Source organism: Salinimicrobium maris (assembly GCF_049680855.1).
Classification (GTDB): domain Bacteria; phylum Bacteroidota; class Bacteroidia; order Flavobacteriales; family Flavobacteriaceae; genus Salinimicrobium.
Genome location: NZ_JBMPGS010000002.1, coordinates 837,446 through 858,801, shown reverse-complemented (window position 1 = coordinate 858,801; position 21,356 = coordinate 837,446). Strand labels below are relative to the sequence as shown.

The following is a 21,356-nucleotide window of genomic DNA, read 5'->3' as shown; positions in this document are numbered from 1 at the left end:
GTTTTTAAATTTTTATAGTTAGCCGATTTTCTGTCGTATATAGCCTAATGGCCTTTTCCATATCATGATGTTCCCGGTAGAGCCTCATTATTTCTTCATTTTCAAATCCATCAGTTAAATAAGCTGCATATACCTCCCTTGGCACTTCCAGACGAAAAACATTGCTTTCCTTTCCAATCTTGATAAACATTTCGGTGTACTTGCGCTCTCCGGAAAGATTGTTCCTGATAGATTTTAACTGGTTAAGGTCATGACTGGAAAGGTTTAACCGCGTGGCCAGCTCCTTATATCCCTTTTCATTGTGCAGGCTGTAAATAACCTGGGTGTTCTCCAGAATGCTTGCCGAGGTGGAATTGTTTGGCAACTGGTTAATAGATTGTAAAATGATACCGATTGCCCCGTTCTGTTTCCGAATTGCTTGATAGTAGAACTCTACACTCTCCAGTACGTTTTCAAATTTTAATTGCTTGGCAAATTCATCAAATAGAATAATTCCTTTCTCCGCAGGGTTTTTCCAAATGGTCCGCTGGATAGCAGATTTGATAAGCTTAAGCATTACCGAAAGAACTTCCTTATTGTCCTTTACTTCATCAAGCTCAAATACAATCAATCGTTTGTCTTCAATTTTATAGGTCTGATCCTCGCTAATTTCAAAAAGAAAGCTGTACAGGCCGTCCCTGACATATTCGGACATCACGTGTAGAAAGTTGACTATGTTGAAATAATCAGGATGGATCTTGAGTTTTGGAAGTAGATCTTTTTGATTGGTTTCTATGAACCTATAAAAACTATCCAGGGAATGTTTTTCGGGAACGTTGGAGTAGTAATAGCGCAATATTTTTTTGATTGAAACAGACTGGGCCTTGGTTACTTTCAAATCGGAACCAAACAGTTCAAACAGGAACATTGACAAATCTTCCAGACGTTCAGGCGTGATATCCTTTGGATTACTGATATAGAACGGATTGATGCCTAGATTTTTTCCACTCTCATATCTCAACACTATATATTTCTCCGGATATAACTTTGCGAACTTTGTATAAGATCCACCAAGATCAATAATTACAAGGCGAACTCCGCTCTCAAAGTACTGCCGCAGAATATTATTGGCCAGAAAAGATTTTCCTTCCCCTGTAGGGGCAAAAATGGCAAAGTTTCGTGCTTTAATCCGCTTCTTTATTTCGTCCCATACATCCTTTAGCACTGGGATGTTGTGTTCACGATCATTGAAGATGATTCCTGTGGGATCAGATTTGTAATTTGTGTTATTGATCAGCAGGCAAAGCGCATGTTTTAAATCGGTCACATATAAATCTGCATTGGAAAAATTGGAAGAAAAACAACAGTAGCTATTTAGGACATAGTTTTTTCGTTCCTCTCCCCTCGGGTAGTACGGCGTAATATCCAGCTCCTTAAATTCAGTCTTTACCTTCGAAGCTATCTGGGCCAGCTCTCCGGTTTCCTTAGCCCAATAGATGACATTGAGGTGGCCACGGATAATCCTTGAGGTATCATCCGCATTAATCTGGTCAAGGATATGCTGAATTTTACCCAGCACCACCTTGTTCTGAGATCCGAAATTTGAACTCTTATGAAGTTCTTCAATTTTATTATCAAGAAGCTTCCGCCATTTTTGTTTATCATCGAGGTAGAGAATCTGGTTCACCATATGATTTTCATTAAGGGTTAAGCCGAGGCCGTCAATAAAACCCTGGTGGAATACAAAGTCATCCGAAGTAAACCTTTCGTTGACCTTACTGCTCTGAACAGTTTCGCCAAAACAGCGTTCGCTGTTGATAGCAAGGACATCAAAAAAATTATCGCCAACCTGAATATTGGATTTCTTCAGTAGCATATCTGTATCAAAACCTTCCTGAAATCCATTAAAGAAGCTATTGGTCAAAGCTTGAATTTCCACTTCATCAAGGGGAACAAAAGACATCTTTCGGCTATTATTGATGAAGGAAATGGAATCGCTGACAGAGCTGATGAAACTATTTAGATTATCATCCATTTCTTGCCACATTCCTTTAGAGACCTTTCGAAATGGATTGACATACTTCGGGTTATTTAATGTTTTGTTTTTGGTGAGGATAAAAAACAGATAGCAGCGATGTTCCATAAATTCCCTGCCTTTAAAATGATCGTGTGTTGCCTTTTCTAAAAAGGTAGTATTTGGCAATAACTCCGCAGAATAAGATTTTTTTAAATAAACATCCTGTTTGTGTACAACAATGCCTGTAGGCAAAGATTTTAGAGCCTGGAACCAAACTCCATGAATATCTTCTAAATCCTTTTCGGATAAAGAATAGATTTCAGGTAACATCCCCTCATAGCAAAGAATCACGTTACCATTATTGGCAAAAATGATATTGTCCTGAATATCGATTATGGGCGTAAAGTCCGTAAGATTAATCTTGTTCATAATTAAAATTTGAATTTCTTCTGTTGCTGATGATTTCTGGAAATCTTACCGACACCTGAAAGAGCTGTGATGTTCTGGTTATTTTGATTAGTACTAAATAAAAGATACAATTGAAGATCAAAGCACCAATGATGATCCAGAAGCTAAAAGAGAAAATGATGACCAGTAATGAAGCTACTACGCAAATCATCATTAAAGCAAAGGAGGAGATGGGAAGCCCAAAAATGACAGCCCCTTTCCTAATGTTTCTATAGACTTCAAATTGTTTCATTAGACCACGATTGAAATCAAGTAAGTGAAGATGCCAACTACTGCTCCTGCGATAAGGACAAAGACGAGCACCCGGGTAATCCCCTTTTTAAGGTCTGCATTTTCCCCAAAGAAATGGCCTGCGTTAAACAGGAAACCAACAAGAAAAATCACTCCAAGGAGGATGGGGAAGATGGTCCGGATAGTATCGGCAATATCATTAACCGAATTTTCAATTCCCCCGATTTGTGCAAAAAGCGGGAAAGAAATCAGGGACAAAAAAAGTGTTGGATAGATTGATTTTTTCATAACGCACAGTTTTAAGTTTTGTATTGTTTTTGTTATAGAAAAAATACATATATTTCAATATAATACGTTGAAAATCAGCATAATAAATAGAAAATAATATTTGATTTTCAATAGGTTAGTTTGATATTAAATGATGTCAAATTGAATTGAAATCACCAGGAAAATTTTTAACAACCTGAAAATCTTAAATGCTCATGAGGCTGAAAAACGTCATTTTTCTGGTTTTGCTCCTGAAAATGTGTGTCATTTTTGGGCAGGCAAAAGAATATCAAAAAAGAATTATTGTCGATGTTGGTCATGGAGGCAAAGACCCTGGTGCCATCGGAATAAATGGAATCCAGGAAAAAGATGTTGTCCTGGCAATAGGAAAAGAAATGATCAGGCTCAATAAATCAATATTTGGAGATGAGTATGATATTTATCTTACAAGATATAATGATAGTTTTTTAACCCTTTCCGAAAGAATCAACTTAGCAAAATCATTAAGGGGAGATCTATTTATTTCCTTGCACTGCAATTCCTTTTATAGCGTCGCCAGGGGAATGGAAATTTTCACCTTCAATTCTGGAATTACAATAGTTGACAATAATACCAGAACTTCAATCGCTCTTGGGAATGAGATTGTAAGAGAGTCTACTCTTAATATAAAAATTGCAAACAGAGGTATGAAGTTGGCCAAATTTCAGGTTCTCAGGGAAATGATTAGGTTTTGTCCGGCTATTCTAATTGAAGTGGGCTTTCTAAATAATCCGGTTGAGGCAGTGCATTTTTCGAGATCATCAGGTATTACAGCAATAGCATTGGCTATTTTATCAGGAATAATTAATCATTCAAAATCGGAATAATGAAAGAAGCATTTTTAAAGGTAATTAGGAGTATTGGGAATGTTGTAAAAGCTTTTGTGTTAGAGATTTTTAAGCATCTATCGGGAATCAAAAAATAGGATATTTCCGGTGATATGCTGTGTGAATAGTTGGTCAAACTTATACTCTAGATACTTCATTTTTATTTTCTTTTATCCCCTGCATTTTCATCAAAAGCTATAAGATTGAATAACTCGCGCATTCGGCTGCGAACGCGGTTTCCGTAACGATCCTCCAGCTCTTCAGCGTTCAGGTTTGTCGTGGCATGGGTTTTAATTTTCTGCTTTGTTTGTAGAAAAAGTTCATGGCGCGATAAAAGAACTTCCCCCATTACATTACAATCTTTTCCGTAGAACCTTCCGGGAGGTTCCACCCCTAAATCATCAAAGCAGTAGAATTTTGTATTTCCGTAATCTTCAATCGTCTTGTACCCAAGATGGTTGAAACTAAAGGTTACATTACGGCTTGGAATCATTTCGTATGGCCGTCGCAGAGGAACCAGGTGGCGAAGTAGTTTCATTAAGCTGGTTTTTCCACATCCTACTGGACCAGACAGTAGAAGGCCTTTCTTGATATCGATTTCAAATTTATCGCAGTTCACTTTATCCTTGATAAAGTACGAGCACAGCTTTAGTAAAATATCCCTGTCTTCCTTGTAGATTTTGAAATTCTCGCCAAACAATAGCTTTCCTTTCGCATTTAGGTAAACCAGGATTTTAGGAAAATCGTAAAGCACCGATTTTCCATCAAACGTGCCAAGCGAATACTCTATGCCGCCTTCCATGATTTTAGAGGGGTTGTCCATAATCCTTGGTTTTAGTGGTTCGAAGGTTGTCTCGATTTTGGGATGCTCCCTTTTTATTTGTTTTGTTTTCTACAGCAAATAGTCGGGTTCGATTCATCCAGTTCACGGCTAAAGCCTGCCAATCACGAATTGCTTTTCCATCCCTTGTCTTCCAATCGTTAGCGTCATAATGTTCAAAGAATTTTTTTCCTTCATCGGCAGAAAAACCTTTTTCTTTAAAAAAACAATAGACAGGCTGCCTGTCCTTTGGATGTTGATTAATGTTTTCATGTTTAATACTGTTTATATTAGATACCAATGCTTGTCCACTCATGGGACGGTGCGGGTTCGCTGCTTGGCCACCATTGGGACAGTGTCGGTACACTACTGGTTCATTTTTGGGATGGTACTGTTCCGCGAGCTGTTCCAATATAGGATCCTGATCTTCCGTGAACGATTTATCTGATGTCTCAAAATCGAACATCTTGATTTTACTGCCTTTGTATGGATTATTGGATGGGAAATAGGTAAGGTAGTTCCAAGAATCAAGATCTACCATGCACCTGTGATAAGTAGATTTTGAGCCGATCTTGGCCACACGCATCAATTCCCTTCGGTTAATGAAAAACTCACTTGCAAATCGGCTGCTGTTCCACTCCTGGAATAGGGCCATATACAGGCTAATATGGGTCGGATTCAAACGGTCATCAAAAAAGAACTTTTCAAAAACCGCATTCAGTTTCTTTATGTAATTCATGATAACTAATCAAAATTGTGATGCACCCGATTGGCGGTCATCACATTTTGGATTTCCTCGGCATCATAGTAAATAATTCCTCCAACTTTGGTGTAGGGTAGGGTGCCGTTAATTCTTAAATTTTGAAGAGTTCCCGGACTTACCTGGAGCAGATCCATCACATCTGAAGATTTTAGATATTTCTTCAAAGTTCCTGATGATTGTTTGATGATGAGATTTCTAATCTCCTCGAGCAATTCTAATTTGAACTCCCGAAGATCGTCGGTGGTAATAATACTTGTTGGCATAATAGAACAGTTTTTAAAGAAAGGGACTATCAAATGATTAATCTTTTTAGTTGATAGTCCCTATCAAGGTTTGACTTTCGTTCTACAAAGTTGGGAGGATTTACTGGATATTATTCCCCAGTACGACCGTAGTACGGTCAAAATTTAACATCTTGAAATTTGATCGGATCTGGACATATTTCAAGTCTGTTCGGTTGTTTTTGTATTGTCAAATAGCATGAAAATACATTGCGATTTGGTAAGAACAAGTTTTCGGTATGTCAACCGTAGTACGGTTTTTTTTTAACAATATTTGAAAGGCTGAAAAAATACTATAAATTCTATCCGAATAAAGAAAATGTGGCTATGAAATTCAACTGTTGATTTCTCTCCAACCAAGCAATTTATCTGGTTAAAACCAGAAGACTGGTTAGAAAAGGTGAGAACCTTTTCTAAACTTTCGGCAAGATTATCGTTAGAGTTTTGGTTGATTTGTTTTGATACCAATGAAGGGCCGCATTACCTGAACAAATTAGATTACAACGATTTATATACTAGAGCAAAAACAAGACTTCAAAATATTTCGGAAATCACACATGATTTGAAGAAGGAGGAATATCCTTAAAGGGTTAATAGAGTAACATTAAGTCATAATTTTATTAATTTACAATTTCATTTACCAGGTCAATCCGCTCTAGCAGCTTATTCACCAGTTCCTCTTTGGTGACAAAATACTTCTTGTATTTGCCTGTTGTTTTCCCATTTGTAATGGAAACTGTAACTCTCCAATTGCCATCATTCAGTTTGCTGGCCAATTCCGGTATTTCCTCGGAGGGAATAAACAGAATATCATCATCCATCTCCATTCTTTCCTGGTTAAAAGATAAGCCAACTATAAAGTAGGAGTGATGCGGTTTAAAGGTGTTCCCGTTGATAGTTAAGATTAAGGTATTTCGTTTGTGAACATTAAACCTGGTTTTAACCTGGAGATAAATAGGATTATAGATCTTTTCCTTTAGAACTATAAGATCTATTCCTCGGTCATCAATTACAGGTTTATAGACATTAAGAAGGCCCTGACTGTACAACAAGATGATTTCCTTTACCCTGTCTTCCCCTATATTTCCTTTTGATTGCGAGGAGAGACCAGAAATATCGATAAAAGTTTCTTCTTCTTTTTCTTCGGAATCCTCTATTTTTTCCTGTTGCTGAAGGCTTATGGTGATCAAATCTTCTGAAATCTCTACTGAAACCATATCTCCGGTTTTTAGCTTATGCTTTTTGTAAAAAGGGGTTAAACCAAAAATGCGGTTGTGGTCGGCGTTGTAAGTTTTGATGCTGGGGGTTTTCTCCCCCGGAAGCAGTAGTCTTATTTCGGCATTTTCATTGGGCAGTAATTCCCGTGCCTTTGCTGGAACATAGAGAAAGCCCAATTTCTTTTCTACATCTATGAGTTTACGTTGATAGGTGATGGATTTGTTCATGTTCCTTTTAGGTGAGTGTATTTATGTATAATTTCTTAATTCTTGCGCTTTAAACCATCAAAAGCAGACTCATTGCCAGTTCTAAGATAGGCGATAACTCGGTGTGTTTGAGGTGTAACTGCAAGATTGAATTTTTCTCTTATGCGGGGTGCGTGCATAATTACAGCGATCATTTCTTCTCTTTCCTCTTCCTCTCTTTCTTTTTTACTTTTCTTTTTTTCAGAGTCAGATTCTTGTCTTGGTTTGGGGTAGAGGATAGAATCATCTAAGTGGGATAATATTTTCTCCTGATTTGCCTGTATCTCACTCACTTTATCCAGTAATTCTCGAAGTAATTTTTCCATGGCGACAGGTTGTTTTAGAATTCTATTCCCACACTTTTCAACCACTCGGTCCAAATCTGGTCCACCATATCCCTTTCGGTCAGCCTTTCCTTCTCTTGACCGTATGAGAAGGAATGTACAGAGGAATTTTCCCAAAACATATCGTATTCATCATTTGCAAGGCTAAAGGTATTATTAAAATGTTGCTGCCTTTTTTCGCCGGTAGAATATGAAATATTAAAATTCGAGTTCCCAAAACTTATCCTTGGAATGGCCATTTTCTCATCTGTAGTTATGCTAAGCATAGATTCGCTATTTATCTTATTCCTGTTGACCAGAATAGCTTGGAAGGTGTTTTTATTCTCTTTTACAATTTTCGCCTGGATGTTATTTAAAAGATTCAACTCCTCAATATTTTTCTTGAGGTGAACTTTCATTTTACTGAAGGTTTCTTCCAAAAAATCCATCTTCTGGATGGAATCAAAATCCCTCTGAATTTTATAATTTCTTGTAGGGGATGTTTTGTGACCAGGCTGGGGGGAATGATTTGTATCTGTGCCTACAATTAACATTCTGAGGTTCTGAATAATGTTTAAAAGAGCGGTATTTGTATTGCTCCATTCAGAAATGGCTTTCCCATCTTTAGGAAGTGCCTTAAATTTCTTGAAGGGAGTATTGAGCCAGTCACACGGCTCTACGATAATAGGTACAATAATCAATTCGTCCCTCTCCTGCATCTCCAGGGCCTTTTGAAATTCCTTTTCGTAACAGTAGTTTGAATTGATATAATCAGGGCTTAGGAGTGCCAGGAACAAATCACTGTCCAGCAGCGCAGCAGCAACTTTTTCATCAATTTTACTTCCTGCCAGGATCTCATTATCAGTCCAGGCATCGAGCGATTTATCCCTTTCCAATTGGGCTAAATGTTTATGTAAGTGATTTAAATGATTTTCATCAAAATGACTATAAGAGATAAAAGCTTTCATTTGAATTTATTTTTATTGTTCTGAATACCTTATTCCACCAACTGCCCCACCTTGCTTACCACCCTGTATTCCACTTCGTCCAGTTGTTTAAAATGTGCTTTCCCACATTTTATTTTTAGTTGTTCATCAACCTTAAGTTTTGCCAGGTCCACCTCACCGGGTCCGGTATCTTTGGTTTCGGCCACAAAATAAATCTTCGAATCATCTTCAAATACTACAGCCCAGTCCGGATTATAGCTGCCTATGGGGGTTGGAATCTTGAACCAAAAAGGTAACTTGAAATAGAATTTTATTTGAGGGCTGCTTTCACAGTCCTGTGCAAACTGGCTTTCAGCACCCGAATCCAGGGGCATTAAATCTTCATAAATAGTTTTTGAGGGATCACTAACCTTAAAAGTGAATTTGTTCAAGTATATTTCCAGTTCCTGTGCTTCAAACAGCTTCATTTCATATTCCCGGCCGCCTATCTCCTCATACTTGATGCCTTCTATCATGAGATTGAAGAGGCTTCTGCTTATGGCATTGGAAGAGAGGTCCAAAAACAATTGAGGATTCACTAACACATCCTTTACACGGCCCGATTCGCTAAGGATTTCATATACCGTAGATCGTGTCAATTCTGTCTTGCTCTGGATATAGCCAAGGATATCTGGAATTTGCCAGCCATAGTTTTCAAATGATTCCACTTTGTCACCCGCGTACCTGGTTTCAATTCCTTTTTCGTCCATGCCAATAGAAACTTTGGTCGATCTTATGGACGGGGCCTTTATTGAAGGGAGTTCTTTGACTGCTTTGGCAGCGGCAATGATCAATTCCGATGTCTTATAATCAACCCGATATTTCGTCCTTTGTTTGATCTTCTCCCAAATTTCAAGGAATTTAGGATCGGCTTCAAAACCTTTGCGGTATTTCACAGCTTCCCGGTCTTTTCGGTTTTTGATCCTTCCTTTAAATTGTACCCCACATTCTTCTTCTATCTCCTTCTGTAGAGCCTTTGCAAAATCGTCGTAGGCTTCGTTAGCTATGACCGTCAACCGATTGATGTTCTGGTCATAAATTCTATTACCTTCACCGTCAACGGCCAGTCTTAGTCCGCGGCCAATTTCCTGGCGTTTCTTTATGTCAGATTTTGTTTCGTTGAGCGTACAGATCTGGAAGACGTTTGGGTTGTCCCAACCTTCACGCAAAGCCGAATGGGAGAAAATAAACCGCAGTGGGGTTTCGAGGTCCAATAACTTCTCCTTGTCTTTCATGATAAGGCTGTAGGTGTCATCATCAGCCTTGGTCATGCCCGAGGTGTCTTTTAGTATTCCTTTTTTATCTGTGGAAAAATATCCGTTATGCACCTTGTCCACAGGAAAATTGTCTAAATCCTTGAAAGCAGGTTTTGAAACGTATTCCTGATAAATTTCTTCAAACCACCGGGCGAATTTCCCGGGGAGGACAACCCCTGTTTCACTGTATTCCCTGTAGTTGGCCACTTTGTCTATAAAGAAGAGGGAGAGGACCTTGATTCCTTTTGGTTGAAGGCGTTTTTCCTTTTTGAGGTGTTCCTCTATTGTTTTCCTTATCTGGAATTTCATTACTTCGTCACCGAGTCCACCCTGGCTATTTCCCTGGTAGAGGAGGTTCCCATTGGACATTGAAATGCATTTGTTCGCCGCATCTATTTCCTCAATGATATAACCGTTGGAATAAACTTCCCTTTGATTGGAAAGCCGGTAAAGATCATCGCCAACTTTTACAGAAACCTTTTTCTTTTTCACCCCTCCTTTGTCATTCACATTAATGGAAATTTTTGCCAGGACTTTGGTCTTGGTCGCAGTGATAGATTCTACAGCAACAAAAGCATCGTTATATGCATTTTCTTCCATAATGGAATCTACCTCAATCTGCTTTACAAGACCCAGGTCATAAGCTTTAACTGGATTGAGGCTGTAAATGAGATTATACCTATTCCTGTGCGTGGCCGAAAAACGGAGCGTACAGAGGGGCTTTAAATTTTCTAATGCAGCAGCCCTTTTTTCTGTCTCCATGTTCTGGGGTTCATCCACAATTACAATAGGATTGGTGGACTGGATAAACTCCACAGGTTTCTGGCCGCTTAGTTTGTCATTGGGACGGTTAATGATATTTTCATCCTTGGCAAAGGAGTCGATGTTGATTACCAGGATTTCAATGGTGTTTCCGGTAGCGAACCCTCTAAGGACAGATACCTTTGAGCTATCGTACACCTGGAAATTCACCGGGATATTATCGTACAGGTTTTGAAAATGGTCGTGGGTAATTTGCAGGTTTTTCAATACACCCTCCCTAATGGCGACCGAAGGGACTACGATAACATATTTTTTGAAGCCGTACTTCTCGTACAGTTCGTAAACACTCCTTAGGTAGACATAGGTTTTTCCCGTACCGGTTTCCATTTCTACAGAAAAGTTCATTCCATCCAATTCCTTCGAAGGTAGAATATCATTTTTTTTCTGGATTTCCTGAAGGTTTTGCAGTACCTGTTCTTCAGAAAGGGCGAGTTTATTGCTTACCCCATTGATGAAATTAAGGCTGGATTCCTCCTGAAGCCCAAACTCCCTTATGGAATCTTCTGTGGGTTGACCTTCAAAAATACCTGTTATCGCATTAAAGGCTTCTTTTTGATATTCGAGATCTGCTTCAAATTTAAACTTCATGCCTTATATAAGATTTTACCATAATCATCGATATGTTCTTTAAGTGCAGGTTCTTTAATTGACCTGTAGATTAAACAATCTATTTCGTAAAGAAGCTCCAGGTCCTCCAGCGCATTTAAGATTTTGAGATGTTCTTCATGAGATAAATAACGAGAAATAATAACGAGATCGATATCAGAGCCTGGACGATAGTTACCCATAGCTCGAGAACCAAATATTTTTACCATTTCGATTTCCGGAAAACTCCTAAACACATCGTTGAGTAGATTAAGAGTCTCAGAAGAAAGTCCGTAATTATTTAAAGTATTGTTGCTCAAGGGTAATATATAGTTTTTGCATAAGTGGAAAGAAAATCTCTATAATATCGCGGGTAATTTCGTCGGCAGTTTCTTCGTTGTAAGTATGTGAGGTGAGATTTCTGGATTTGAGCATTTTTCTCCAGCCATCGTGATCTTCAATAATTCCACGGGATAAAGCCTTTTTAAGGATACCACTGTTGCCCGAAATTTCCTCGGGAGCTTCTCCTGTGAATTTCATATAATCCTTCATGGTGAGAAGAAATAGTTCAAAAGTATATTCAAAGCGCTGAATAAGGCCTTCCCTTTCCAGATCTAACTGTTCAAGTTCTCCCATAAGGAATTGTTCATTTTCAGTGTCCAGATTTTTCCTTAGATCAACTCTTTTTTCCTGGTACAGTTCAAAGTCAAATAGATCCAAACCACGTTTTAGTTTCTGAAAAGCCTTTTCGAGATTATTGAATCGCTGCTTCCATCTTACCTGCTCCATATTTAAATAGTTTTAAATTCAATTCCCGCATCTTTCATTTGCAGGGCAGTATTAGTTTTTAGCTGGTCATTGCCCTTGAATAATTTATCCAGCGCAATCACTTTTTGAGGGCTTTCTTCTAGTATGGACGTGAAAATGTCCTGGTTTACTTCTTCTAATACAAAAATAAGTTCTCCCTGGTTTATGGAGGTGAAGCCTTTTTTGTCTTGGATGCTGCTGTTTAGATCCTTCCCACTTTTAAGAAGAAGCTCATAAACCATATTTTGCGTAGTGGCTTTTTTGTTCACCGGGTCCACAAAGAGTTTCATTTGTTCTTCCAGGGCGGCCGCATCTTTGTTTTTAATTTGCTGCCATTGTTTAAAGTTACTATCGGCAAGTTTGAAAACTTTAAAACCTAGGTCGGGCTTTGAAGAAGAGCTCTCTTCTTCAAAGCCTAACTCTCCTTTTTTCTTTTCTTGTTCAGCTTTTATTTCTTCTTCAATTTTCTTGCCCGCCCGACGAATTCGTTCTTTGGCAATATCAGCTATGGTTTTAAAACCTGCTTTATAAGCTTCGCTTTTTTCATCACATTGTTCGGGGAGTTGAACCGATATAGATTTTCTATTGCCACCATCTTTTGCATTAACATTTGACACAGCGTGATTTAAAGTTCCCGAACCAGAAAAAAAATCTAGAACAATTCCATCTTTCGTTCCCATTTGAATTAAACGTTCTACTAGCTTAACTGATTTAGGTGTTTCAAATACCGCAATCCCATCGAATAAATCTTTTATTTTATTTTTTGCAGATTCCGTTGTTCCAACGTCATTAGCGAATAATATAGTTTCTGGTGTTAATCCTCTTTCTTTTGCTGTTAAATATGTTTTTACTCTTGGAACCCCATTGCCATCTTTTCCAAACCAAATCCTATTATCTTCTATTGCTTCATTCATAACATCACTGGTATATAACCAACATCTTCCACTTTGAAGTTTGTGGACTTTTCCGTTTGGTGCAATTAAATCATAAAATTGTGCCTTAGTTCCGTGTCCAGCTTGTGCAGTTGCGGGGTCAGATTTCCATAAGCCTCTGGTGTCATTATCAGGGTTTTTATAATTTGACAAGGCTTTTTTGTTCATTGGAAGTTGATTAATAGCTCGAACCCCTTCTATTTGTAATTTCGAATAGCAAAGAATATAATCATGCCTATTGGAAACAACTTTTCTATTTTCTCGGTTTGTTCTTTTCTCCCATATAAAAGAAGCAACGAAATTTTCTTCTCCAAAAATCTCATTCAATAGAAGACGGAGATTATGCACTTCGTTGTCATCTATAGAAACGAAGATCAACCCATTTTCCTTTAAAAGGTTTTTCGCCAGGAAAAGCCGCGGGAACATCATGTTAAGCCAGTTACTGTGATATTGGCCATTCTCCTTGCTGTTTTTAGCATAATTACCCTCCCGAGTCAAGTAGCCCTCCTCATCTATGTCACCAACCCGTTTTTGGTACTCTTGTCTCGTTTCTGAGAACTTATCCGGATAGATAAAGGAGTCGTTCCCGGTGTTATAAGGTGGGTCAATGTAAATCATCTTCACCTTTCCGAAATAGCTTTTTTGAAGGATTTTTAGAACCTCCAGGTTTTCCCCTTCTATGAAGATATTCTCAGTTTCAACAAAATTGACAGATTCTTCCTTGGCAGGAATTAAGGTTTTCGTAGTGGGGCTTTGCAACGCCTTAAAAGCATCGCTCTTCCCTGCCCAGTTCAGCACGTAACGTTCATTGCTAAAGTTGATATCTTCCCCCAGGGTAGCTTTTAATTTTTCCCAATCTATTTTTCCTTCACTAAAGGCTTCGGGTAATATCTTTTTTAATTGCTCAAGTTTTTCTTGGTGAGGGGTTTGGCTTGTGCCGTCCATAGAATTCAGGTAATTTATTATAGTAGGACAATTTAGGAAAAAGTTTGAAGGAGATAATCTTTAGGAAGGATGTTATTGTGTAGAAAGAGAAAGGATTTAAATTATGGAAAAACATTTAATGAAGAATCTGTAGTTTTATTTTTTGTGAAGGTCACAATTTTCCTAGCTTTCCTCCTTTAAATAATATTTTTTAGAAATCATTTAGATTATAATTCCATATCAATAATATTATACTTGTTTAATAAAAATTTATTTATAGCAGATCTTTTATTTAAATTCATAAACTTCCATTTCTCCTCATCCGTGAATACAGGAATGCTGAAATTCTTCACATAGTTCTTAGCTAATGCAAAATATCCACTAGAATATGGTTTACTAGTGTACTTTATGTAATACCAAAAAACATCGGTCTCAAGTAGTTTTTTAATAAATAACAATTCTTCTTCGTTTTCTGAAACCAAAGCGTAGCCATTATAAAATAGCAAATCCTGATTGTTGGTATAGACGAAATAAGGAGCATTGGAAATATAAGGGAAAAGTAATTTAAGACCATTAATATTTAGAGCCTGAGTACGTCCATACGCATACCAGATTTCGTATTCTCTTTTTCCCTTGTCTCTTTTTGATAATTCTTCTTTATAATTACTCAGGTACTTATAAGCTTGAGGGAAATTCTCCTGGAAATAATTTTCCGGAATAAATTTCACCTTACGATTTTGCGAGTTTTGAAATAAATCAACATTCTTCTCGTCAATTATGGTGTAGGGAAAAATAATTTTTTCATTGAAAGTTTCCAAATCTACTTCATTCTTCAAAATGTTAGGCTTAATAGCATCTTTACAAATCTCCTTTTCTACCCTGTATTCTGTAGAATCTTTTTCAAAATAATACCAGTCATCATCTTCCCGAATAGGGGAGAATAAGTAAATTTTATTGCGAAGCGTTGCAAAGCCATTTCTAATACTCAATAAATCACCTAATTTTTTACCAGAATTTTCTAGCCTCTCTAAATTCAGTTTAGTCTTAGCATCATCTAATTTCCATCCAATGAAATCATTCAAATCAGAGTACTCAAACTTTATAAAATCACGTTCTGATAATTCATTAATATTTTCAGGCTTAGAACTCGTATAATTTAAATAACCTCTTCGTTTAGAAATTAGGCAAATACAAGTATAAGTTTGTCTTGATTTAAATACTTGTTCGCTACCAAAATCAATTAAATCAAACTGAAAGCATTTCTCGGAAAAGTAATTGCGCAATGCTCTACCATTTAAACTTCTGTAAAAGTTATTTACAGTGATATATCCTAAAGCACCACTTTCTTTAAGCCATTTAAGTCCAATTTCAAAAAATGGTATATACAAGTCCAATTTACCAGTTGAGGCTACAGACCAATTCTTCATCAGATTTTTAGTCTCCTCTTCTAAATTCGATGACCCGACATAGGGAGGGTTGCTGAAGATAAAGTCAAATCCTTCATTATCTGCGATAATTTGGGAATTTTCAAACCAATTAAATTCCAGAGAATCTCCTATATATAAATTAAACTGGATTTCTTCCTGATCTTCTCCTTGTGAAAGAGCCAATAATATTAATAAAATTTTAGTCCGCTCAATACTATAGCCGGTAATATCAATTCCGTAAAGGTTTTGTTCAATTATCTGAATAAATTCTTTACCAGTTATTTGGTGAATTTTTAGTGCATATTGAAATAAAAATCCACCACAACCACAAGCAATATCGCACGCGGTTAAATCTTCTAAGTTCTCATAATTTGCAATCGACTCCGATACTATATAATCTCGAATATATTTTGGGGTATAAACTGCGCCATTTACTATTTTATCACTTGGAGATATAACAAACTCAAAAAATTCGATCAACTCTTCTAAAGTGAAAAGTTTATTTCTAAAGAGAGCTAAGAATTTGTTTAATTCATCAATTTCTTCATCCTCATTTATGATATAGCCTTTAATTAGTTCATTAGAAATATTCTGAAAATCATTAACCTTCAGATATGAAGAAACTAAAAGTCTATTTATATCTCTAATGTTAGTAGAGTACTGACGTAAATATTTTAATACATGTTGATTCATATTAGCTCAAATACAGAGGGAAAATTTTATTGATTGTAAAATCTTCATGTGTATTGGTTGAATCAAAAGCTTTAAAATATGGGGTCCATAACCTTTTTTGAGCTCTTTTAATAATCTGTTGATAGTCAGAATCCGTTAGTAATGCATTTACAAAGGAAAATTGTTTGTTATTAAAGTAATTGGATATTATAAAATGGAACCCCAAAAATATATCCATTGGAGGATGAGGAATTCTCGGGCATGATAGAACAGACATATTTTCATCTATTAATTCTAATTTTTTACCACCATATTGAAAATGATAAGTGGGATGAGTATACTTCACATTTTCTGTATTAAAATGCCTGTCCAGGTGCCAACTACTAGTATAGGCTTTATTTGAAGAACTTTTATTTTTATAAACTGAAATATTAATATCCATAGAATAGCAATACAAAGGGTCGACATTCTCAGATAATTCATTTTTTACCATTAGCATATTATCCAATAAAACTTGACAAAAATTTAAGTTCTCTGGACGTGTTCCAGATATTCTGCCATTAATATAAAATGAAAGATTTTCGAGATTATATTCCACTAGATTTTTATCCTCAAGGTGATCTAGTAAAGTAGTGAATCCTGAGAAGTCACCAGTTACATTGTTATCTTCAATCAACTGAATGAAGATAGACAAGTCATTTCGGAAGGTTCTTAAACTCCAACTATCCATTGGTCCTTTCTTTTTCAACTATATCACGAATGGCCTTTTTGTCAATTTTGCTTATTAGCAGTTTGTAGTCATCCATTTTTTCTAAGGCTGAATCAATAGATATATATTCTTTGTCTTTCCATGGTAGATAGGTCTTTAATAATTCTATACCATCAAATGGATCTAAGGGTTGCCCCGAATGTTTACAAATTGTCCAAAAACTTGAACTCAGGGAATGTTTTGTTTTAGTTAATGGGACTAATTCTTTCAAACCTGTTTTTGATTTCAACAATTCTACTCTTTCTTCAGCATTTAAGCTTCTTAACGAAACACCAGGACTTATTTCATCATTCCACCATTTAATAATTTTATCCATCCACCAACGCGTAAGATATTCCGAAAAAACACCTTCGTAAATACTGGAGTCAATTATTTCCAATAACTTTTTCCAATCTCCGGATTCTTTAGAAACGCCAAGTCTTGCAGAAAGGACATCTTCGCCAATCATTATGCCTATAGGTCTAACTATATCATAATAAATGAAGCTGCTTAGTGTATATAGGTTTTTGCTAATTGCAGCTGCATCAGATTTAATCCTAGAGTGCAGTATATAATTATCATCAAAGCCAATAATTTTTTTTAGGTCAAACTTATATTTAACTATAGTTTCATATGAATTAATAAAAGCATCTAATTTTTCTCTGAATCTTTGCTTATCTCTTGAAAACTCTTCTTTTGTCAAAACAAAATCAAATAAATCCTGGCTTGTTAGATCCTTATCAAACTCTTGTACTTTGATTGTTTCATTAGACATTAAAATTAATGGAAAATCTTTTAAATCATTTTTATGCTTTGTTCTCAGTGTTTGCGCAATAGTAGGAGCATCAAAACAAGCATTATTTATTCCTTTAGTCAATCTGTAATCTAATACACAAGCTCTTGTATCTGTTTCTAATGCACCAAATAGGTCAGTTAAGTCTGAAGTCGGATTGAAAAGGTCAGCCACATACCCCAAATTACGAATGTCACTTAGGCGACTTTCTGTTTCCAAGTCATCTATATATAAAATTTTATATGCCATAGTCCTCTAATTCTTTATCTGTTGCTTTAGGTATATCTATCCTTATGCAGGTGCTAAAACCTTCTTTTGGGGATACAACTTGTATACTCCCTCTATAACTAGAAACAATATCTTTTACTATTTTTAATCCTAACCCTGTACCAGTAATTTCATTACTTGAATCGATTTCATTCAGAGAATTCGGTGAAGTAGTAGTAAAGAATTCATCAAATATTTTTTCTTCATTTTCTTCTGATATTCCATCTCCGGTATCAGAAAATTCTAAGAAGATATTGTTATTATCTAAACCACATTCAATTTTTATTTCACCTGCTTTTTCAGTTCTTTTAATTGCTTTTTTAGAATTGGTGTAAAAATTAAATAAGATAGAGGACCACTCCGATGGATGCATCGGGATAGTATATAAGTATGATCCATTTCGTTCTGGTATTTCGAACTTAATGTTGCTTTTTAACGCATCATTATGGATTGATTTCCAGAAATATTCAACTCTATTCTGGATTTCAATAGGCTTTAGTTCTCTAATTACATTCTGGGATATTACATTGTCGAAATATGAGGTATAACTCTTAAAAGTTGTAATGTTTCTATCCAAAATTAATAGTCTTTCAGTTAGAACAGTGTCTGAACGGAGTTTTTCCAGAAGAAATTTCACATCAGATTCCATATTAATTACATAGTCCCTAACTTCATGTATGAATTGTCCTATTGTTATACCAACACTACTCAAGACACGGAGCATAGATTTTTCCTTGAGCATTTTACTCGTTTCTTCTTTTTGTAATTCAGCAACTTCTTTGATATCTTTCTTGAGTTTCTTTAATCTTTTTTTTCTCCTATTTTTTACCTGAATGTTACCTTCCTCCTTTTCCAACTCCAAGTCTAACGCTTCAAGAGTATGTGCTATATCTTTTATTCTTAGTTCAATTTTTTCATAAAGTTTACCATCCTTTTGTTGTCCAGAAACAATTTTAATATTTCTAGCCTCTGCTGTAATAAATACACTCTGCATCAAAGTTCTATAAACAAAATTCTGTAATTGAATAAGTGCCTCATTTTCCATTAGACCCTCTCTACTTGAAGTTTCATTAAATTCTCCTTCTTCATCTGTCAATTCTACAAAACCGAAAAAATTATTATTTCCATGTACCGGAAGAATAGATCTTCTTGTAACTGATTGATCTAATTTAAGCCAATCGTTACCTGGTTCACCATAGGGTAAAACTCTAAAGCCATTCCTATACAACCTTATTCCTCCAGAAGTTCTTGCCGCTTTTTTTATACTCGTTTCATGCATTTGTGGAATCAACCCCGAATTATATACAAAATAATAAGCCTTGAAACGGACCTTTTTAAGATGAGTAAAAGGTATAGTCATATCATCAGGATCACTACCTATTTCACCATATTTATCAATATCAAGTTTTTTACTTACAATAGAATAAATACCTAATCCATTATCATCGATCCAGCCATCAATTTCTGCTAATGCGTGATTATAAATCATTTTAGATTCATCGGCAATCACAATTGCCTTGTCACCTTCTATTTTTTTAAAAATAGTTTTAAATCCAGGGTCTAATATCTCAACTTGGCCATTTTTTTCTTCTATGACTTTTTCTTCCGATAATGGGAAGGGTTGAATAATTGCACTTACATATCTATAAATACGTTTAATTGCAGCTTGTGACCATCTATCTTTTAATCCTTCAATTTTTAAGGTTGTTCCTTCATCTTTTCTTTTAGGGATGGTTGTTATTTTATTGGTAATGTTACCTAGATCTACATCACCCTTATAATGTGACCAATCTATAGTTAATACTAAGGCGTGATCACCATTTAATGTTTGTGTAATTATTGTTAATTTTTTACCTAATCTTTGAACAGCAAATCTTCCGATCCCTTTTTGACCGGCTCTTTTACGATTATACCTTTCAGAAAGTGGGTGCCGTAATTTATCTGTAGAAGATATCCTCATAAATCCATTGATAAGCTGATCTTTAGTCATTCCTAAACCATCATCTTCAATAAATAAAGTTCCCCCAATGGATTCTGAATCTTCAAATTTTAAAACTACTTTTTTAGCATCAGCATCATAAGAGTTCTTTACTAACTCAGATACTGCAGTTTCTTGCCTTGCCACCAATTCGGTTCCTAATCTGTCAATTACTCCAGCATCTACGCTAAATCGTACATTATCTTGATCAAAACTGGCTAGTTTTGAGGACAGCTCTAATATCTTCGTGTAGTTTTTTGGTTCGTCCGCTAATATCTTAGCTAGTTCACTTCGAATTTTTCTTTCATCCATATTTTAGGTAAGTGAAAAAATATTAAAGGTAATTTTAAGTAGTATTGAATTTAGGCATTCGAATATTATTTAAAGTGTTTTAAACAGCATAGAATCTGTAAGGTGAATTAGAAAGGTAGCTGTTATCACCCTTTCAATTTTTATTGGTCTTCAAAGAAACTAAATATTTTAGAAAGAAAAATTATATATCGAAAGGTATTGATAGGTGCCACCGGAAATAGGATAGAAGGATTTTTGAAATATTTACTGTACAGTAGTGGACAGGTTATTCTTTCCACAATAATTTAATAGAATATCCGAAAAAAAATTTCTCTTTAAATTAGCTCTTACCGAAACGGTAAATCAGCGGGATGCCTTCAAAAGGGTTTAAAGATAATAAAATTTAGGGGGGAACGTATAACTTATGAATTGATGAGTGGGGGAAACTAATCCACATGAAACCTCACGCACAGTTCTTCTCCGGTCTCTGGTGACCGACGGTAGAGATCAATAATTTCTATTTTTTCCTGGTGGGGAATAATGATCGTAATCTTCTCCTCATTCCCGGTAAGGCAAAAGAAAAAAAGACCTTGCTCCAGAGAAGATATTTCCTGAATATCAAAAGATTCGAATTCCTTACCTTCTGAGGTAACCGTTGTAATAGTAATGGAATGGCTGTCGAAATAAAGAATTCGATCTATTTCTTCAAATTGGGAAGGAAATACTTCCGGCGACGTTTGAGTAAGAGGGGATTGAAATATTAATTCTTGCGCACCGGCAGGTAGGGTAAATAGCAATAGAAGAAATATTACCTTTTTCATTTACTTAAGGTAAAAATTATTCTTTTATAAATTTATGCTTTAATTTCGATCAGTCTTTTCAGCAGTAAAACAATTTATGACCCTTTACGACTTCAAGTTAAAATCAGATCATGAGCAGTATGATATGGTTTTTACCCAAGGCGACTTCGTAGATTACCATATCGAGCAATCAAAGAGATTTGCCTTGTATGCTGTATTTAAATTTTTTGTGGAGATAGAATATGATCTTTGGAGCAACGAAGTGACTGGAAAAAGAAGTTTCATTGAAGGTGATCTGCTAGACAAATATTCTAGAGGATTTTCTCCTGGGGAAAACTGAATATCATTTTATTTATCCTTTTCTATTCTTTTGAAGAATTCAGATAAGGATAGATTGCGCGCTTCGCAGATTTTTTCAAGAGTTCTAATTGAAATTTTGTATTCCCCCGTTAAAATCCGGCGGACCGTTTTTTCATCAATATTATGACTTAGGGCAAAGTCCCTATTTGAGCTGGCGCAAGAAATCCATTGAGAAATTCGTCGGTTTATTTTTGAATAGATATCCTGCATTTTAACAAATCAAAAGATTT

General features: G+C 35.9%; 21 protein-coding genes. 3 read left to right on the top strand and 18 right to left on the bottom strand.

Annotation, left to right across the window (positions count from 1 at the left end; all coding sequences use genetic code 11):
* Positions 1 to 4: 4 nt before the first annotated feature.
* On the bottom strand, positions 5 to 2,425 hold the full coding sequence (locus tag ACOV1Q_RS09405; protein ID WP_424494131.1) for a TraG family conjugative transposon ATPase: 2,421 nt from the start codon (positions 2,423 to 2,425) through the stop codon (positions 5 to 7).
* A 110-nt stretch (positions 2,426 to 2,535) separates the two neighbouring features.
* Between ACOV1Q_RS09405 and ACOV1Q_RS09400 the strand changes: the two genes are divergently transcribed.
* Positions 2,536 to 2,679 carry a hypothetical protein gene (locus tag ACOV1Q_RS09400; RefSeq protein WP_209309947.1) on the top strand — a complete coding sequence of 48 codons (144 nt, stop codon included), beginning with the start codon at positions 2,536 to 2,538 and terminating at the stop codon, positions 2,677 to 2,679.
* A gap of 16 nt (positions 2,680 to 2,695) precedes the next feature.
* Here ACOV1Q_RS09400 and ACOV1Q_RS09395 read toward each other — a convergent pair whose 3' ends face one another.
* Positions 2,696 to 2,983: a hypothetical protein gene (locus tag ACOV1Q_RS09395; RefSeq protein WP_168137820.1), complete on the bottom strand. Its 288-nt coding sequence runs from the start codon at positions 2,981 to 2,983 to the stop codon at positions 2,696 to 2,698.
* 194 nt (positions 2,984 to 3,177) lie between these two features.
* Here ACOV1Q_RS09395 and ACOV1Q_RS09390 point away from each other — a divergent pair, with 194 nt between their 5' ends.
* Positions 3,178 to 3,828 (top strand): N-acetylmuramoyl-L-alanine amidase family protein, encoded by a 651-nt coding sequence (locus ACOV1Q_RS09390; protein WP_424494130.1) that lies wholly within the window; start codon positions 3,178 to 3,180, stop codon positions 3,826 to 3,828.
* Positions 3,829 to 3,988: 160 nt separating this feature from the next.
* Here ACOV1Q_RS09390 and ACOV1Q_RS09385 read toward each other — a convergent pair whose 3' ends face one another.
* The 15 genes from ACOV1Q_RS09385 to ACOV1Q_RS09315 all read right to left on the bottom strand — a co-directional run bounded on the left by ACOV1Q_RS09385 (position 3,989) and on the right by ACOV1Q_RS09315 (position 20,787).
* Positions 3,989 to 4,651, bottom strand: a complete 663-nt coding sequence (locus ACOV1Q_RS09385; RefSeq protein ID WP_424494129.1) for a P-loop NTPase family protein — start codon at positions 4,649 to 4,651, stop codon at positions 3,989 to 3,991.
* Positions 4,635 to 5,387, bottom strand: a complete 753-nt coding sequence (locus ACOV1Q_RS09380; RefSeq protein WP_424494128.1) for a hypothetical protein — start codon at positions 5,385 to 5,387, stop codon at positions 4,635 to 4,637. The genes ACOV1Q_RS09385 and ACOV1Q_RS09380 overlap by 17 nt, the downstream gene beginning before the upstream one ends.
* A gap of 5 nt (positions 5,388 to 5,392) precedes the next feature.
* Positions 5,393 to 5,674, bottom strand: a complete 282-nt coding sequence (locus tag ACOV1Q_RS09375) for a helix-turn-helix domain-containing protein (protein ID WP_424494127.1) — start codon at positions 5,672 to 5,674, stop codon at positions 5,393 to 5,395.
* A 638-nt stretch (positions 5,675 to 6,312) separates the two neighbouring features.
* Complete coding sequence (locus ACOV1Q_RS09370) at positions 6,313 to 7,137, bottom strand: hypothetical protein (RefSeq protein ID WP_424494126.1); 825 nt, start codon at positions 7,135 to 7,137, stop codon at positions 6,313 to 6,315.
* A gap of 35 nt (positions 7,138 to 7,172) precedes the next feature.
* A complete protein-coding gene (locus tag ACOV1Q_RS09365) occupies positions 7,173 to 7,481 on the bottom strand; it encodes a hypothetical protein (protein WP_424494125.1) in 309 nt (102 codons plus the stop codon).
* A gap of 14 nt (positions 7,482 to 7,495) precedes the next feature.
* A complete protein-coding gene (locus ACOV1Q_RS09360) occupies positions 7,496 to 8,446 on the bottom strand; it encodes a toll/interleukin-1 receptor domain-containing protein (protein ID WP_424494124.1) in 951 nt (316 codons plus the stop codon).
* A gap of 29 nt (positions 8,447 to 8,475) precedes the next feature.
* Entirely contained in the window at positions 8,476 to 11,130 is a 2,655-nt protein-coding gene (locus tag ACOV1Q_RS09355) for a restriction endonuclease (protein ID WP_424494123.1), read from the bottom strand.
* Positions 11,127 to 11,447 carry a nucleotidyltransferase domain-containing protein gene (locus tag ACOV1Q_RS09350; protein ID WP_424494122.1) on the bottom strand — a complete coding sequence of 107 codons (321 nt, stop codon included), beginning with the start codon at positions 11,445 to 11,447 and terminating at the stop codon, positions 11,127 to 11,129. The genes ACOV1Q_RS09355 and ACOV1Q_RS09350 overlap by 4 nt, the downstream gene beginning before the upstream one ends.
* Positions 11,425 to 11,916 carry a nucleotidyltransferase substrate binding protein gene (locus tag ACOV1Q_RS09345; protein ID WP_424494121.1) on the bottom strand — a complete coding sequence of 164 codons (492 nt, stop codon included), beginning with the start codon at positions 11,914 to 11,916 and terminating at the stop codon, positions 11,425 to 11,427. The genes ACOV1Q_RS09350 and ACOV1Q_RS09345 overlap by 23 nt, the downstream gene beginning before the upstream one ends.
* A gap of 2 nt (positions 11,917 to 11,918) precedes the next feature.
* On the bottom strand, positions 11,919 to 13,484 hold the full coding sequence (locus ACOV1Q_RS09340) for a site-specific DNA-methyltransferase (RefSeq protein ID WP_424494120.1): 1,566 nt from the start codon (positions 13,482 to 13,484) through the stop codon (positions 11,919 to 11,921).
* A 533-nt stretch (positions 13,485 to 14,017) separates the two neighbouring features.
* On the bottom strand, positions 14,018 to 15,910 hold the full coding sequence (locus ACOV1Q_RS09335) for an HsdM family class I SAM-dependent methyltransferase (protein ID WP_424494119.1): 1,893 nt from the start codon (positions 15,908 to 15,910) through the stop codon (positions 14,018 to 14,020).
* Between the two features lies 1 nt (position 15,911).
* On the bottom strand, positions 15,912 to 16,619 hold the full coding sequence (locus ACOV1Q_RS09330; RefSeq protein ID WP_266069636.1) for a hypothetical protein: 708 nt from the start codon (positions 16,617 to 16,619) through the stop codon (positions 15,912 to 15,914).
* Positions 16,612 to 17,679, bottom strand: coding sequence for a hypothetical protein (locus ACOV1Q_RS09325; protein ID WP_266069634.1), 1,068 nt, complete (start codon positions 17,677 to 17,679; stop codon positions 16,612 to 16,614). The genes ACOV1Q_RS09330 and ACOV1Q_RS09325 overlap by 8 nt, the downstream gene beginning before the upstream one ends.
* Positions 17,669 to 19,987 carry a sensor histidine kinase gene (locus ACOV1Q_RS09320; RefSeq protein ID WP_424494118.1) on the bottom strand — a complete coding sequence of 773 codons (2,319 nt, stop codon included), beginning with the start codon at positions 19,985 to 19,987 and terminating at the stop codon, positions 17,669 to 17,671. The genes ACOV1Q_RS09325 and ACOV1Q_RS09320 overlap by 11 nt, the downstream gene beginning before the upstream one ends.
* Before the next feature lie 425 nt (positions 19,988 to 20,412).
* Entirely contained in the window at positions 20,413 to 20,787 is a 375-nt protein-coding gene (locus tag ACOV1Q_RS09315) for a hypothetical protein (RefSeq protein ID WP_424494117.1), read from the bottom strand.
* A gap of 76 nt (positions 20,788 to 20,863) precedes the next feature.
* On the opposite strand from ACOV1Q_RS09315, the gene ACOV1Q_RS09310 reads away from it, so the two are divergent.
* The gene (locus ACOV1Q_RS09310; RefSeq protein WP_424494116.1) at positions 20,864 to 21,106 is read left to right on the top strand and encodes a hypothetical protein; all 243 of its coding nucleotides are present in this window, start codon (positions 20,864 to 20,866) and stop codon (positions 21,104 to 21,106) included.
* A gap of 8 nt (positions 21,107 to 21,114) precedes the next feature.
* Here the strand turns inward: ACOV1Q_RS09310 and ACOV1Q_RS09305 are convergent, their stop codons facing one another.
* Positions 21,115 to 21,336, bottom strand: a complete 222-nt coding sequence (locus tag ACOV1Q_RS09305; protein ID WP_424494115.1) for a helix-turn-helix domain-containing protein — start codon at positions 21,334 to 21,336, stop codon at positions 21,115 to 21,117.
* Positions 21,337 to 21,356: the final 20 nt, after the last annotated feature.

Coding starts and splice junctions, on each gene's coding strand:
- ACOV1Q_RS09375 (WP_424494127.1), bottom strand. CDS start 5,674: ATGCCAACAAGTATTATTACCACCGACGATCTTCGGGAGTTCAAATTA.
- ACOV1Q_RS09390 (WP_424494130.1), top strand. CDS start 3,178: ATGAGGCTGAAAAACGTCATTTTTCTGGTTTTGCTCCTGAAAATGTGT.
- ACOV1Q_RS09315 (WP_424494117.1), bottom strand. CDS start 20,787: ATGAAAAAGGTAATATTTCTTCTATTGCTATTTACCCTACCTGCCGGT.
- ACOV1Q_RS09340 (WP_424494120.1), bottom strand. CDS start 13,484: ATGATTTACATTGACCCACCTTATAACACCGGGAACGACTCCTTTATC.
- ACOV1Q_RS09320 (WP_424494118.1), bottom strand. CDS start 19,987: ATGGATGAAAGAAAAATTCGAAGTGAACTAGCTAAGATATTAGCGGAC.
- ACOV1Q_RS09380 (WP_424494128.1), bottom strand. CDS start 5,387: ATGAATTACATAAAGAAACTGAATGCGGTTTTTGAAAAGTTCTTTTTT.
- ACOV1Q_RS09355 (WP_424494123.1), bottom strand. CDS start 11,130: ATGAAGTTTAAATTTGAAGCAGATCTCGAATATCAAAAAGAAGCCTTT.
- ACOV1Q_RS09310 (WP_424494116.1), top strand. CDS start 20,864: ATGACCCTTTACGACTTCAAGTTAAAATCAGATCATGAGCAGTATGAT.
- ACOV1Q_RS09395 (WP_168137820.1), bottom strand. CDS start 2,983: ATGAAAAAATCAATCTATCCAACACTTTTTTTGTCCCTGATTTCTTTC.
- ACOV1Q_RS09385 (WP_424494129.1), bottom strand. CDS start 4,651: ATGGACAACCCCTCTAAAATCATGGAAGGCGGCATAGAGTATTCGCTT.
- ACOV1Q_RS09325 (WP_266069634.1), bottom strand. CDS start 17,679: ATGGCATATAAAATTTTATATATAGATGACTTGGAAACAGAAAGTCGC.
- ACOV1Q_RS09345 (WP_424494121.1), bottom strand. CDS start 11,916: ATGGAGCAGGTAAGATGGAAGCAGCGATTCAATAATCTCGAAAAGGCT.
- ACOV1Q_RS09330 (WP_266069636.1), bottom strand. CDS start 16,619: ATGGATAGTTGGAGTTTAAGAACCTTCCGAAATGACTTGTCTATCTTC.
- ACOV1Q_RS09305 (WP_424494115.1), bottom strand. CDS start 21,336: ATGCAGGATATCTATTCAAAAATAAACCGACGAATTTCTCAATGGATT.
- ACOV1Q_RS09365 (WP_424494125.1), bottom strand. CDS start 7,481: ATGGAAAAATTACTTCGAGAATTACTGGATAAAGTGAGTGAGATACAG.
- ACOV1Q_RS09405 (WP_424494131.1), bottom strand. CDS start 2,425: ATGAACAAGATTAATCTTACGGACTTTACGCCCATAATCGATATTCAG.
- ACOV1Q_RS09370 (WP_424494126.1), bottom strand. CDS start 7,137: ATGAACAAATCCATCACCTATCAACGTAAACTCATAGATGTAGAAAAG.
- ACOV1Q_RS09335 (WP_424494119.1), bottom strand. CDS start 15,910: ATGAATCAACATGTATTAAAATATTTACGTCAGTACTCTACTAACATT.
- ACOV1Q_RS09360 (WP_424494124.1), bottom strand. CDS start 8,446: ATGAAAGCTTTTATCTCTTATAGTCATTTTGATGAAAATCATTTAAAT.